Raw genomic sequence first — 14459 nt, 5'->3', positions numbered from 1 at the left:
TCGATGGCGCAGTGGTGGCGGGCAAGCTGCTGGAGCAGAAGGAAACCACCTTCGGCTTCAACGCCTCGACCGACACCTACGAAAATCTGGTCGCGTCTGGCGTGGTCGATCCGACCAAGGTCGTGCGCACGGCGCTGCAGGATGCAGCCTCGGTTGCCGGCCTGCTGGTGACGACCGAAGCCGCGATCTCCGAACTGCCCGAGGACAAGCCGGCCCCGGCCGGCATGCCCGGCGGCATGGGCGGCATGGGTGGCATGGACTTCTGATGCATGTGGCCGGGCTTGGTGCAGCGACGCACCGGCCCGGCCATCGTTGTGTACGAACGGGGCAGGGAGCAATCCCTGCCCCTTTTCGTTGGTGTCAGGCTGCGCACACCTGCCCGTTGTTCGAACGGCGGCTGCCCGAACGGCGGCGTATGGACACGCCGATGGTGCCGAACCCGGCAATCAGCAGCACCCACGCGTCCGGTTCCGGCACGTCGGCGGTGAAAGTGCCGATATCCGGGGCAAAATCGGCGATTTCATCGTTCGGACCGTCGGCCTGCGGGTTTACGCGCAGGCGCGACCACAACATGTAGCGGTAGTCCGCAAACGCGTATCCGGTGGACGGCAGCAACGACAGCGGAACGACAGCCGAAATACTGTTCCCGTCGAGCGACACCGCGCCCGGCAGCACGCTGATCGTTGGCGGTCCCATCGTCAGGAAAGTCACCACCCGCAGCGTGCCGTTGGGAATCATCACCGCCAGCGCATCGAACAGCTTGTCCGGCCCGACAGCCGGCATGCCCAGTGTCAGCCGCGCAGTTCCGGCACCGCGATCGATCCCGAACACGTAAATGCTGCCTGGAAGCGCCCCCGGAGCACCGTGCGTCGTCGCTGTCAGGTGCAACATGTTTGGCCCCATTGCGGCGTGGGCCTCCACGAAGTCGAGGCTGGCATCCTGCGTGCCCGTGTAAGTCGACAGCCAGTCGTTCTGCCCGTCGACGACGGCCAGAGCTGCAGCCGCCTGCAACGATATGCAAATGGAAATCAGTAGCTTACCTGTCATCATCGCACTCCTCCTTAGCTTGCGAAATACATGGTATAGTGTTCAGCTCGGATGTCCGGATGGGCTGTGCGATCCCGAGGCAAGGCTAGTGTGGTTGGCGCTTGGGGTGAATGATGGAAAGCCGATATTTTTCCGATGATTTGCCATACTCGGGCTTGGGCGTGCCCGATCGCGGCACCACCGACAGGATAAACCTTGCCGTTCGTGCCGATCAGCCGATCGGCACAGCGATTGCTTCGCCACGCGCGCGGACGCTGGTGGGAGTGACCGGGAGCGCCAGTCTGGAGCCACGGATGATGCAGGTGCTGCTCGCACTCTCGGATGCGGGCGACGGTATCGCCAGTCGCGATGAACTGCTGGAGCGCTGCTGGTCCGGGCGGATCGTAGGCGACGACGCGATTACACGGGTCATTGCTTCCCTGCGTCGCATATTGGCGCAGACGGGTTCGGGCATCGGCATCGAAACCATCCCCAAACTCGGCTACCGGCTCGTGCCGGCAATGACAGCGGATGCTGGCGGCGCCAGTGAAGAGACCGCTGCAACGGCCGCAGTCTCGGGGTCGGTGTCGCGCCGAAATATTCTGGTGGGTGCGATTGCTGTGTCTGCCGGAACGATGGGCATCACAATCTGGCGCAAGAGGCAACGGCCTGACGACGTCGAAGCGCTGCTGCGTCAGGGGCGTCTTGCGCTGGACGGGAGGGTTCCCGGAAACGATGATCAGGGTATCGGCTTTCTGCGCGAGGCAGTTGCACGTAGCCCCGACGATGCGGCGGCGTGGGGTTTGCTGGCGCTTGCCTATACCCATCGGGCGGAAGTCGCGGCGCCATCGGCGATCTCCGGGTCGGTGGCAGCAGCCAGCCATACTGCCCAGCGGGCGCTTGCGCTGGATGCCCGACAAGGCGAAGCGCTGGCCGCTCGTGCGCTGTTGCTGCCGGCCTTTGGTGACTGGGTGCAGGCCGAAGCGCGGCTGCGTGCGGTCTTGTCGGCGGCGCCGCAGCAACGCGACGCGCTCGATGGGCTTGGGGGCATCTGGTTTGGAACGGGCCGCCTGCGCGAAGGGGCGGAGATCGCTTCGGATCTGATGGCGCGTGAACCGCTTTCGCCGGTGTATCAGTACCGCGCCGCCTATCGGATCTGGGCCACGAGCGGACATGCCCAAGCGAATCTGGTTCTTGATCGGGCGCTTGAACTGTGGCCCACTTATCCGGCGTTGCTGTATGCGCGTTTTCTGCTGTTCGCTTTCACCGGCCAGCAGCATGTCGCGCTAGGAATGTTGCGGCCATCCGCTGAAGCACCGCCTCTCATCGACCCCCGCTGGATGGGCGCTTGGGAGCAGGTGCTGATCTCGCTGACCGATAATGGCGACCGTCGTGCAGCAGCGGACGCAGCGCGGCAAAGTACGCGCAGTGGTATGGGCGCATGCACCAACGCGCTGCTTTGTCTGGCGGCGCTGGGCGATCATGATTCCTGGTTCGATGTGGCGGACGCCTATTTTCTGCATCGCGGACCACTGGTGGGCGGCCTGTATCAGGGGGCGGCCCGCCACGCGCTGAACGACCAGCGGTGGCGCAAGACCATGTCCATGTTCATTCCGGCCACAGCCGCAGTTCGTGCGGACGCCCGCTTCCTGCCCTTGTGCGAGGCGATCAGAATGACAGACTACTGGGATCAGACCGGAATCAACCCAGATTTTCTGCTGCCTGCCTGACACGTCGGTCGAGCGCCGTCGATGCACTGCGCTTGCGATGCGCGTGGTGTCGTTCCATGACGGTTCATCTTCACTGTATAGGGACTTGTGCATGCACCATCATGTTCTCGCGGCGTTGACCGCTGTGTCGCTTTCGGCTGTCGCCCATGCGCAGGTTGTTCAAACGCCCAAACTCGGGACATTCGGCCTGGATACGGCCGGGATGGACAAGGCCGTTCGCCCCGGAGACGATTTTTATCGCTACATGAACGGTGTGTGGGAAAAGAACACCGCCATTCCGGCCGATCGGTCGAACTATGGCATGTTCACCGTGCTCGACGATCTGTCGAAGGAGCGGACCAAAACCATCCTCGACGCGATGAAGGCGGATCCCGCAAGCCTCGCCGGGCGGGCCTATGCTTCGTATCTTGATCAGGCGACCGTCGAGGCGCGCGGCCTGAAGCCGATCCAGCCATGGCTGGCCAAGGTCCGCGCCACCGACAAGGCCGGCTATGCGGCGCTGGTTGCCGAAGCGCAGGCCGCCGGAATCCGCACGGCGTTTCCGAATTTTGTCGGGCAGGACGACAAGAATCCGCAGAACTATATCCTGTCGATGATGCAGGGCGGCCTCGGGATGCCCGACCGCGATTATTACCTGCTGGACAATGAAAAGCTGGCGAAAACCCGTGCGGCCTATCTGAAGCACCTGACCACCATGCTGGAGTTCGCCGGAGAGAAGGACGCCGCCGCACGCGCGCAGGCGATCTTCGACTTTGAAAAGACGATCGCCCAGAGCCACTGGACCCGCATCGAAAGCCGCGACGCCGACAAGACCTACAACAAGCGAACCCCCGCCGAGCTTGCCCGCGAGGCGCCGGGCTTTGATTTTACCAGCATGCTGACGGTCAATGGCAAGCCGGTGCCGGAACTGCTGGTGGCGCAGCCCGGCGCCGTTGCCGGAACGGCCAGGGCGATTGCGGCGGCCCCGATCGACGTGTTGCGCGACCAGATGCTGGTGCGCAGCCTTGAAGCCTATGCCGACCTGCTGCCCGACAATGTGGCCAACGCCAATTTCGCCTTCTACGGCACCGAATTGCAGGGAACGCCGCAGCGGCTGCCGCGCTGGAAGCGCGCAGTCGAGTTCACCGTCAGCGCCGTTCCGGACGACGTCAGCCGCGTATATGTCGAACGGTATTTCCCGCCGGAAACCAAAGCGGCGATGGACGAACTGGTGAAGAATGTGCTGGCGGCGATGGGCCGGCGCATCGACGGGCTGGAATGGATGACACCCGAAACCAAGGTGAAGGCACAGGCCAAGCTTGCGAGCTTCACCACCAAGATCGGCTATCCCGACCGCTGGCGCGACTATGCCGGCCTTGCCATCAGGGCCGACGACCTGTTCGGCAACGCATGGGCATCGAACCATTTCGATTTTGCCTATGATCGCGGCAAGCTCGGGCAGCCGCTGCGGCGCTGGGAATGGTTCATGACGCCGATGACCATCAACGCCTACGCCAATTTCGGCATGAACGAGATCGTGTTCCCGGCGGCGATCCTGCAACCGCCGTTCTTTGATCCGAAGGCCGATGCGGCCGTGAACTATGGCGCGATCGGCGCGGTGATCGGCCACGAAATCAGCCACCATTTCGACGACCAGGGTTCCAAGTATGACGCGCAGGGGCGCCTTTCCACATGGTGGACGCCCGAAGACATCGCCCGCTTCAAGGCGCTGTCGGAAAAGCTGGTCAGGCAATATGACGCCTATGAGCCAATGCCCGGAGAGCATGTGAAGGGCGCGCTGACGCTGGGCGAAAACATCGGTGATCTGGCGGGGCTTGCGGTCGCGCTCGATGCCTATCACGCAAGCCTTGGCGGCAAACCGGCGCCGGTGATCGACGGCCTGACCGGCGACCAGCGGTTTTTCCTGGGCTGGGCGCAGGCCTGGCGGCGCAATGTCCGCGAGGCTGCGGCGCGTCAGCGGCTGCTGACCGACCCGCACGCGCCAGACCAGTATCGCGCCGACATCGTGCGCAACTTCGACCAGTGGTATGACGCATTCAAGCCGGCAACAGACGGAAAGCTGGTGCTGAAGCCTGGAGATCGCGTGAAGATCTGGTGATCGGTAACGTCTTGCGGTCACGGGCGTTTGCGTTCATCATCCCCTTGGCCTGCCGGGGCTGAGGGGACCGGCCTGCTGAAAATTCGGGAGGATGAATGATGCAGACCGCCATTCGTGTGGGGTTTGCGGCGATGCTGTGCGCTGCCGCTGCCTCGACCGTGCTTCAGGGACAGACGATGACCGACACCCCGTTGATCGAACGTGCAAAGCTGTTTGGAAACCCGTCGAAGGCGCAGGGGCGGCTTTCACCCGACGGGAAGTGGATAAGCTGGCTTGCCCCGAACAACGGTGTGCTGAACATCTGGGTGGCGCCGGCCGACGATCCGGCCAAAGCGCGCCCGCTGACCGCCGAACAGAAGCGGCCGATCCGCCAGCATTTCTGGGCGCCGGACAGTTCGATGATCCTGTATCTGAACGATTCCGGCGGCGACGAGGATTTCCTGCTTTATGGCGTGCGGGCCGAAGGCGGCGCGCCGAAGCTGCTGACGGATTTCAACAAGACCACGGTGCAACTGGTCGGTATTTCCGACCGGCACAAGGATCGCATCCTGATCGGCCTGAACAACCGCGATGCCAAGTGGCACGATGTCTGGTCGCTCGATCTGGCGACCGGCAAGCTGACCGAAATCATGCGCAACGAAGGCTATAGCGGGTTTTTCGCCGACGAGGATCTGGTGATCCGCGCGGCCGCGCGCCCGAACGCCACCGGCGGACAGGACTATTTCCGTGTCCGCGACGGCAAGGTCGAGCAGGCGGCTGTCGTCAGCCATGGTCTGGACGATGCCGCCACGACGGCGCTGCTGGGCTTTTCGGGCGACGGGCGGACAATGTACTGGCAGGACAGCCGCGACCGCGACACCGGTGCCCTGTTCGCGCAGGATTATGAAACCGGCAAGATGACGCTGCTGGCGCAGGACGCGCGCGCCGACCTTGGCAATGTTCTTTCCAATCCGCAGACTCATGCGATCGAGGCCGCGAGCTTTGATTATCTGAAGCCGGAATGGAAGGTGCTGGACAAGGCTGTTGCAGAAGACATCGCGTTCCTGAACGAAAAGCTGGGGAACTGGCTGATGTCGTCGCGCACCCAGGCCGACGACCGCTGGATCGTGACCACCGACAACAGCCACGAGGCAGCCGCCGCCTATCTGTACGATCGCAAGGGAAAGGCGCTGGTGAAGCTGTTCGACACCCGCCCCGAGCTTGCCGGGGCGCCGCTGGCCGACATGCAGCCGGTGGCCATTCCATCACGCGACGGGCGGACGCTGGTTTCCTACCTGACCCTGCCGCCATCGGCCGGAAAAGCGCCCGCGAAACCGCTGCCGATGGTATTGCTGGTGCACGGCGGGCCATGGGCGCGCGACAGCTATGGCTATGACGCGCTGGCGCAGTTTCTCTCGAACCGCGGCTATGCGGTGCTGCAGGTGAACTTTCGTGGCTCGACCGGGTTCGGCAAGGCCTTCACCAACGCCGGAAACGGCGAATGGGGCGGCCGCATGCACGACGACCTGCTCGACGCCGTCGATTGGGCGGTGGCGGAAGGCTATGCCGACCCTGCACGGGTTGCAGTGATGGGCGGCTCCTATGGCGGCTATGCAACGCTTGCCGGCCTGACCTTCACGCCCGACAAGTTTGCCTGCGGGGTCGATATCGTCGGCCCGTCGAACCTTGTGACCCTGCTGTCGACGGTGCCGCCCTATTGGGAAAGCTTCCGCAAGCAACTGATCGCCCGCATGGGCGACCCCGACACCGAGGCCGGGCGCAAGTGGCTGAAGGAACGCTCGCCGCTGACGCACGCCGAACGGATCACGAAGCCTCTGCTGATCGGGCAGGGCGCCAACGACCCGCGCGTGAAACAGGCCGAAAGCGACCAGATCGTTGCTGCCATGCAGGCAAGGAATATCCCCGTCACCTATGTGCTGTTTCCCGATGAAGGGCATGGGTTCGCCCGCCCGGCGAACAATATCGCCTTCATGGCCGTGACCGAGAATTTCCTGTCGAAATGTCTGGGCGGCCGCGCCGAGCCGATCGGCGATACGGTGCGGGCGTCGGCTGCGACCGTGCCGCACGGTGCGGAATTCGCGCCGGGGCTGAAAGCTGCCTTGCAGGCGAAATAGCGCCAGTTGAACAGCCGGGCCCGCCTGTATATCAGCGGGACCGGCCGTGCGGGCGTGGCGAAACTGGTAGACGCAACGGACTTAAAATCCGTAGGGGGGAAACCTTCGTGCCGGTTCGATCCCGGCCGCCCGCACCATCCCCCCCCTTTGGCGCCTTCGGTCAGCTACAGCCGCTGGTTGCACCGCAGGTGTCGCACTTTTCGCAGGTGCCGTTGCGCACCATGGTGAAGTTCGAGCATTCGGCACAGATGTTGCCGGTGTAGCCGCGCATGATCGCCTGCTGGCGCCGCTCGCTTGCGACCGTCTTGCTGTCGGTTGCCTGCACGGTGGCGGTGGCGGTGAACAGGTCGCCTTCGACTGCGACTGCGATGCTGGCGACCGCCCGGCGGTCGGGTGCGGCGTCTCCCGGTGTGTTGCGGGTTTCGTCGGTGGCGATGTCTTCGGCCAGTTCCTTGGCGCGTTCCTCATAGTCGCGGCGGTAAGCGGCCGCCTCGTCGGTGCGTTCGACGGTGGTCGCCTTCATCGCCAGCACATTGGCGCCGGAAAAGGCGGCGGTCGTCGTTGCGGCCTGTGCGATCGCGTCGGAACTGTGCACCAGAACCGGGCGATGGCCGCGGGTCAGCCCCTTTGAAAATGGGGTCGAGCGCCCTTCCTGCATGCCGCGCCCCAGTGCGGTGTTGCAGAAGTCGGATGTGTCGACGTGGGCAAGATCGTGGCGGTCGAGATAGGAAACGGCCAGTTCGCGGAACACATAGTCGATGATCGAGGTGGCGGTCTTGATGGCGTCGTTGCCGACCACCATGCCTGCCGGCTCGAACTTCACGAAGGTGAACGCCTCGACATATTCATCGAGCGGAACGCCATATTGCAGGCCCAGCGAAACGGCGATGGCGAAGTTGTTCATCATCGCGCGGAAGGCGGCGCCTTCCTTGTGCATGTCGATGAAGATTTCGCCCAGTCGGCCATCGTCGAACTCGCCGGTGCGAAGATAGACCTTGTGGCCGCCGACAATGGCCTTTTGCGTGTAGCCCTTGCGCCGGTTCGGCAGTTTTTCCCGATCCCGCGAAATGCGCTCGACGACGCGTTCGACCAGCTTTTCGCCAAGAATCACCGCCTGTGCGGCGGCGGGCGCTGCGGCCAGCGCTTCGGCGGCGTCGTCTGCGTCTTCGCCTTCGTCGGCGATCAGCGAGGCGTTCAGCGGCTGCGACAGCTTCGAACCGTCACGATAGAGGGCGTTTGCCTTCAGCGCCAGCTTCCACGACAGCAGATAGGCGTTCTTGCAGTCCTCGACGCTGGCGTCGTTCGGCATGTTGATGGTCTTCGAGATCGCGCCCGAAATGAACGGCTGCGCCGCCGCCATCATGCGGATGTGGCTTTCAGCCGAAAGGAACCGCTTGCCCGTACGGCCGCAGGGCGTCGCGCAGTCGAAGACCGGGTAATGTTCCGGCTTCAGCTGCGGTGCGCCCTCCAGTGTCATGGCGCCGCAGACATGGGTATTGGCGGCCTCGATCTCGTCGCGGCCGAAGCCGAGCGCGGGCAGCATCTCGAAGGAGAAATCCTGCAACTGCGCGTCGGAAAGGGCCAGCACATCGCGGCAGAACGCATCACCCAGCGTCCAGCGATTGAAGGCGAACTTGATGTCGAACGCCGAGGTCAGTGCCTTGTTCAGCGCCTCGATTTCGGTGTCGGTGAAGCCCTTTGCCTTCAGCGTCGAGGGGTTGACACCGGGCGCCTGGTTCAGGTTGCCATGGCCAACGGCATAAGCTTCGATTTCGGCGATGGCGCTTTCGGGATAGCCCAGCGTCCGCAATGCCTCGGGAACCGCGCGGTTGATGATCTTGAAATAGCCGCCGCCAGCCAGTTTCTTGAACTTCACCAGCGCAAAGTCCGGCTCGATCCCGGTGGTGTCGCAGTCCATGACGAGGCCGATGGTGCCGGTGGGGGCGATTACCGTCGTCTGCGCGTTGCGATAGCCGTGCTGTTCGCCAAGGGCGACCGCCCGATCCCATGCGGCTTTGGCACGCTCACCAAGTTCGGTTTGCGAAAGATGCGCATGCGCCAGAGGCACCGGATTGACCGAGAGCTGCTCATAGCCGCCGATTTCGCCGTGCGCTGCCCGGTGGTGGTTGCGCATCACCCGCAGCATCGATTGCGCGTTTGCGGCATGTTCGGGGAAGCTGCCAAGTTCGGCCGCCATTTCCGCCGACGTCGCATAGGAGGTTCCGGTCATGATCGCCGAGATCGCGCCACAGATCGCGCGGCCTTCGTCGCTGTCGTAGGGGATGCCGCAGGTCATCAGCAGGCCGCCGATGTTGGCGAAGCCGAGGCCGAGCGTCCGATAGTCGTGCGACAGGCGGGCAATTTCGCGTGACGGGAACTGCGCCATCATCACCGAGATTTCCAGCACAACCGTCCAGAGGCGGACGCTGTGCTCGAAGGCGTCGATGTCGACGCGGCCGTCGGCCATGCGGTAGGGTAACAGGTTGATCGACGCCAGATTGCAGGCCGTGTCGTCGAGGAACATATATTCCGAGCAGGGGTTCGACGCCCGGATACGCCCACCGGCCGGCGAGGTGTGCCAGTCGTTCATGGTGCTGTTGAAATGCAGCCCCGGATCGGCCGACGCCCACGCGGCATAGCCGATCTTTTCCCACAGATCGCGCGCCTTCAGCGTTTTCATCACGCGCCCGTCGGTGCGCGCGGTCAGCTTCCAGTCGCCGTCCTGCTCGACGGCGCGGAGGAAGTCGTCGGACAGCGAAATCGAGTTGTTGGAGTTCTGCCCCGATACCGTGAGATAGGCTTCGGAATCCCAGTCGGTGTCGTAGGACGGGAAGTCGATGCCGGTATAGCCCTGCCGCGCAAACTGGATGACGCGACGGACGTAATTCTCGGGGACGGACGCCTTCTTCGCTGCCTTCACCGCACGCTTCAGCGACGGGTTGGCGTTGGGGTCGAAGCGGTCGGCGCTGTCGGCTGCGCCTTCGTTGCAGGCCTGCATGATGGCGCCGAGATGGTGGCGGATGGTTTTGGAGCCGGTGACGAGCGCCGCCACCTTCTGTTCCTCGGTGACCTTCCAGTCGATGAATGTTTCGATGTCGGGGTGGTCGGCGTCGACGATCACCATCTTGGCGGCGCGCCGCGTGGTGCCGCCCGACTTGATCGCGCCCGCTGCCCTGTCGCCGATCTTCAGGAAGCTCATCAGGCCGGACGACTTGCCGCCGCCCGACAGCTTCTCGCCCTCGCCGCGCAACATCGAGAAGTTGGATCCGGTGCCCGAGCCATATTTGAACAGCCGCGCTTCGCGGACCCACAGGTCCATGATGCCGCCGTCGTTCACCAGATCGTCGCCGACCGACTGGATGAAGCAGGCATGCGGTTGCGGGTGTTCATAGGCCGATGCCGATTTCACCAGCTTGCCGGTGAACGGATCGACATAGAAATGCCCCTGTCCCGGCCCGTCGATGCCATAGGCCCAGTGCATCCCGGTGTTGAACCATTGCGGCGAGTTGGGCGCGACCCGCTGGGTGGCCAGCATGTAAGCCAGTTCGTCGAAGAAGGTGCGGGCGTCGTCCTCGGTGGTGAAGTAGCCGCCCTTCCAGCCCCAGTAGGTCCAGGTCCCGGCCAGACGGTCAAACAGTTGCCGGGCGTCCGTCTCAGAGCCGTAGCGTTCGCCTTCCGGGAGGGTGGCGAGCGCTTCCCTGTCGGCGACCGAACGCCACAGGAATTCGGGCACGCCTTCCTCGGCTACCCGCTTCAGCCGGGCCGGGACGCCCGCCTTGCGAAAGTATTTCTGTGCCAGCACGTCGGTTGCGACCTGCGAGAACTGCGCCGGTACATCGATGTCGGCGGCGCGGAACACGACCGAGCCATCGGGATTGCGGATCTCGGAAGTGGCCTTGCGGAACTCGATCTCGGCGTAGGCCGATTGTCCTGCTTTGGTGAATCGACGTTCGATCTGCATGTCCGCACATTCCTCCCGTTCTGGCCGGCAGCGCCGTCTGCTGCGGCCCAATCCGTCTGGCCAAGGCCATGAGTCGACCGCGCCCAGATATCACTGCACCCGTCGCCTGCCGTCGTAAATACTGCCTTTGCCACCCTGGCTGGCGACACCGGCAACAGCCCGAAGCACAAGCGAGTTCCCCGTGGCAGGGGCCGCGTTTCAGCGATTCCCCATTCCACCGGAATATCCATATCTGGGATCATGTTCGGCGCCAAATACTAAATCTAGTATTCTTGGCTGCGACCTCTTGTCCCGGACGGCGCGGCGCCCGTGCGGCCGGGTGGGCGGTTCAGGGTTCAGCGGGGACGCCCGTTGAGCCAGTCCGAGAGAGGTTGCCAGAGGGAAGTCGGCGCCCCCGATCCGACCACCATGCCGACATGCCCGGAAGGAATGTCGCGGCGGTAGATGTCCGCCAGTCTTACCCTTGCGCCGGGTGGGACGATGCGGTCGTTCAGGGCGCCGAAATCGGCGATCGGCGCGGCGATCCGCGCGGGGTCGATCGCCTGCCCGCGAACGCGCCAGCGATTGCGGCCCATGTGGTCGGCGCGGAAGCCGCGCTCGAACAGGTCGCGTGCGGCTGCAACCGGGATCGGCGCGCCGCTGCTTGCCCAGTCTTCGACGGCGCCGAACCAGCCGAGATGCGGATCATCGGCCGGTCTTCGCGCCAGCGCCTCGAACTTCGATACCACTGCCTGTTCGTCAAGCGCCCAGAACAGCGGATTGATGAGCGTCACCGGAACTGCGCCGAGCGCCCGGCCGACGCCGGCCGCCGCCTTCCAGGTGTTTGCTGCTTCGCGGCGCGCTTCGGCGCTGAAGTCGGCGAAATGCCAGGGCGTGGCGATCAGCGCCAGCCGTTCGAGGCGTTCCCCCAGCAATTGCGCGGCGGCAATCGAAAGCGTGCCGCCAAGACAGTATCCGGCGATCCTGAGCGGCTGCGGCAGCCGCCCGACCAGGGGCAGCAGCCGCGACGATACCAGCCCGGCCATCCCCAGCCTGCGTTCGGATGGGCCCATCGCGCCCCAGTCGATCAGATAGGTGCGGTGCCCGTCGGCCGCCATGTGCCGCACCAGCGAACGGCCGTGCGCCATATCGAGGACGGCAGGCGAATTGATGATCGACGGCACGAACACCAGCGGCGGCGCGCCTTCAGGGCCACCAGCCAGCAGCAGCCGCACGCCGCCCATCCGCGCGACTTCCGCCAAGGGCGGCTGTTGCGGCAGCGCCGGGGCCTGCTGGTAGCGGCGCACACCTTCCAGCGCGGCGGCCAGACGTTCGGGTTCACCTTCGAAGTGGCGCTGCAGCATGGCCATGAACAGCGGCAGCGGATGCGGCCCGCGCCCATCCGGCCCCCGGTGGCGGCGAAGGTCAGCCATTGGTGCGCTGCGGCAACATTTGCGGCGCTTTGCTGCACATGCTAGGCGTTACGACAGACATTTGCAGGCGATGCCTTTCGCGAACTGGACCATCATGACTAGCACGCAGCCTTCTTCTGAACCCGTGATCATCAAGAAATACGCCAACCGGCGTCTCTATGACACGGAAAGCTCAAGCTATATCACGCTGGAACATCTGTCAGCCATGACCCGCGCCGGACGCGAGTTCAAGGTGGTGGACGCCAAGACCGGCGACGACATCACCCACACGGTGCTGACACAGATCATCGTCGAGGAAGAAAGCCGCGGCAATGCGCTGCTGCCGGTCAGTTTCCTGCGCCAGTTGATCTCGATGTACGGCGACCAGATGCAGGCGATGGTGCCGCACTATCTGGAGGCGTCGATGGAAGCGTTCCGCCGCAACCAGGAACAGGCGCGGCAGACCATGCTTGGCATGATGGGCGGGGGATCGAACCCGTTCGAGGCGCTGGCGCGCCAGAACATGGCGATGGTGAAGGCCGCGTCGGAAATGTGGGCGGCGGGCACCCCGCACGCACCGGCCGAACAGCCCGCCGACGATATGCCCGCAGATAATGTGAAAGCGCTGAAGGACGAACTGAAGGCTTTGCAGGCAAAGATCGACAAACTGGTCCGCGAATGAGCGGGCGGGCGCCGCTGCCGGGCGGGCTTCCCGCCGGTATCGTGCGCGACGATGCCGATCTTGCCCCCCACCTGACCGACTGGCGCGGCCAGAAACGCGGCGAAGCGCTTGCCCTGCTGCAACCGTGCAGCACAGCCGAAGTGCAGGAAGTCGTCCGCTGGGCGGCGCTGCATCGCATCGGGCTGGTGCCGCAGGGGGGGAATACCGGGCTGGTCGGCGGCGGTGTGCCTGAACCGGGCGGAATGCCATGTGTGGTGCTGTCGCTTGCGCGGATGAACAGGATTTCCGCGATCGACCCGGATGGCCTTTCGCTGGTCGCGCAGGCGGGCGTCATCCTTGATACTGTGCATCAGGCGGCGGCAGAGGCTGGCTGCCGGTTTCCGCTGTCGCTGGGGGCGCGCGGCAGCGCCACCATCGGCGGGCTGGTTTCGACGAACGCGGGCGGGGTGCAGGTGCTGCGCCACGGCCAGATGCGCCATCTGGTGCTGGGGCTGGAAGCGGTGCTGCCCGATGGCAGCGTGCTGGGGCAGTTGTCGCCGCTGAGGAAAGACAACAGCGGCTACGACGTGAAGCAACTGCTGATCGGCGGCGAGGGAACGCTTGGCGTCGTCACCGAGGTTGCGCTGAAGCTGTCGCCTGCGCTGACGCAGACGAGCGTCGGCTGGCTGGCCGTGCCATCGGTTGCGGCGGCGCTGGCGGTGCTGGCGCGGCTGCGGCAAAGGCTGGGCGAACGTATCGAGAGTTTCGAGATCATGGCGGCCGACGCGCTGGCGCTGGTGCTGGATCGAATCCCCGGCAGCCGCATCCCCACAGAGCGCGCTGCGCCGTGGCATGTGCTGATCGAGGCCGAGGTGGCGGTGGACGCGCTGGAAGCGGTGCTGGTGGATGCGCTTGCCGCACACGAGGCAACCGACGCCGCGATCGCCGCATCGGGGCAGCAGGCTGGCGAAATGTGGGCCTTGCGCGAAAACATTCCGGTTGCCGAACGCACCGAGGGCAAGGCGATCAAGAACGACATTGCCGTGCCGGTGGTGCGGGTGCCGGCCTTCCACGATGCTGCCGTTCAGATGTTCGCCAGGCTGTTGCCGGGGGCGCGACCGCTGGTGTTCGGGCATCTGGGCGACGGTAATCTGCACTGGAACCTGCGCCCGCCGAAGGGCGTGGCGTCAGATCCGTGGGTTGCCGACAACGAGGCAGCGGCGCGGCGCGCGATCCATGATCTGGTGGTTTCCCATCAGGGCACGATTTCCGCCGAGCACGGGATCGGAACGGCGAAGGCGGCGGAACTGCGTCGTCTGGGCGATCCGGGAAAGCTTGCGGCGATGCGGGCGATCAAGGCGGCGCTCGATCCGCTGGATATTCTGAATCCGGGCAAGATGTTCGCCTGAAGCGCGGCGCCCGGCGTTGCTTGCTTCATGCCCCGGCGCGCGCTAGAGCGCAGCCTTCGCGCGCCTCAT

Annotated in this window: 8 protein-coding genes, 1 tRNA gene and 1 pseudogene; 7 read left to right on the top strand and 3 right to left on the bottom strand. The window is 64.6% G+C overall.

What is annotated here, in order from left to right:
* A pseudogene (gene groEL / locus AC16JP_RS10900) lies at positions 1–266 on the top strand (chaperonin GroEL); the annotation flags it as partial.
* Between the two features lie 94 nt (positions 267–360).
* On the opposite strand, the gene AC16JP_RS10895 reads toward groEL, so the two are convergent.
* Positions 361–1050 carry a PEPxxWA-CTERM sorting domain-containing protein gene (locus AC16JP_RS10895; RefSeq protein WP_484340640.1) on the bottom strand — a complete coding sequence of 230 codons (690 nt, stop codon included), beginning with the start codon at positions 1048–1050 and terminating at the stop codon, positions 361–363.
* A gap of 110 nt (positions 1051–1160) precedes the next feature.
* Here AC16JP_RS10895 and AC16JP_RS10890 point away from each other — a divergent pair, with 110 nt between their 5' ends.
* The 4 genes from AC16JP_RS10890 (at position 1161) to AC16JP_RS10875 (ending at position 7105) form a co-directional block, all read left to right on the top strand.
* Positions 1161–2756: a winged helix-turn-helix domain-containing protein gene (locus AC16JP_RS10890; RefSeq protein ID WP_484340639.1), complete on the top strand. Its 1596-nt coding sequence runs from the start codon at positions 1161–1163 to the stop codon at positions 2754–2756.
* A 91-nt stretch (positions 2757–2847) separates the two neighbouring features.
* Positions 2848–4854 (top strand): M13 family metallopeptidase, encoded by a 2007-nt coding sequence (locus tag AC16JP_RS10885; protein WP_484340638.1) that lies wholly within the window; start codon positions 2848–2850, stop codon positions 4852–4854.
* Positions 4855–4952: 98 nt separating this feature from the next.
* Positions 4953–6968, top strand: coding sequence for a S9 family peptidase (locus tag AC16JP_RS10880; RefSeq protein ID WP_484340637.1), 2016 nt, complete (start codon positions 4953–4955; stop codon positions 6966–6968).
* Between the two features lie 48 nt (positions 6969–7016).
* Positions 7017–7105, top strand: a tRNA-Leu gene (locus AC16JP_RS10875).
* Positions 7106–7128: 23 nt separating this feature from the next.
* Here the strand turns inward: AC16JP_RS10875 and AC16JP_RS10870 are convergent.
* Positions 7129–10929, bottom strand: coding sequence for a vitamin B12-dependent ribonucleotide reductase (locus AC16JP_RS10870; protein WP_484340636.1), 3801 nt, complete (start codon positions 10927–10929; stop codon positions 7129–7131).
* A 335-nt stretch (positions 10930–11264) separates the two neighbouring features.
* On the bottom strand, positions 11265–12341 hold the full coding sequence (locus AC16JP_RS10865; protein ID WP_484340635.1) for an alpha/beta hydrolase: 1077 nt from the start codon (positions 12339–12341) through the stop codon (positions 11265–11267).
* Between the two features lie 94 nt (positions 12342–12435).
* Here AC16JP_RS10865 and phaR point away from each other — a divergent pair, with 94 nt between their 5' ends.
* Both phaR and AC16JP_RS10855 read left to right on the top strand, forming a co-directional pair.
* Complete coding sequence (phaR, locus tag AC16JP_RS10860) at positions 12436–13002, top strand: polyhydroxyalkanoate synthesis repressor PhaR (protein WP_484340634.1); 567 nt, start codon at positions 12436–12438, stop codon at positions 13000–13002.
* Positions 12999–14390 (top strand): FAD-binding oxidoreductase, encoded by a 1392-nt coding sequence (locus AC16JP_RS10855; RefSeq protein ID WP_484340633.1) that lies wholly within the window; start codon positions 12999–13001, stop codon positions 14388–14390. The genes phaR and AC16JP_RS10855 overlap by 4 nt, the downstream gene beginning before the upstream one ends.
* The last annotated feature ends 69 nt before the right edge of the window (positions 14391–14459 follow it).

It is taken from the genome of Sandaracinobacteroides sp. (assembly GCF_057137845.1).
The sequence above is the reverse complement of the archived record's forward strand: the minus strand, read 5'-3'. Positions and strand labels throughout refer to the sequence as shown.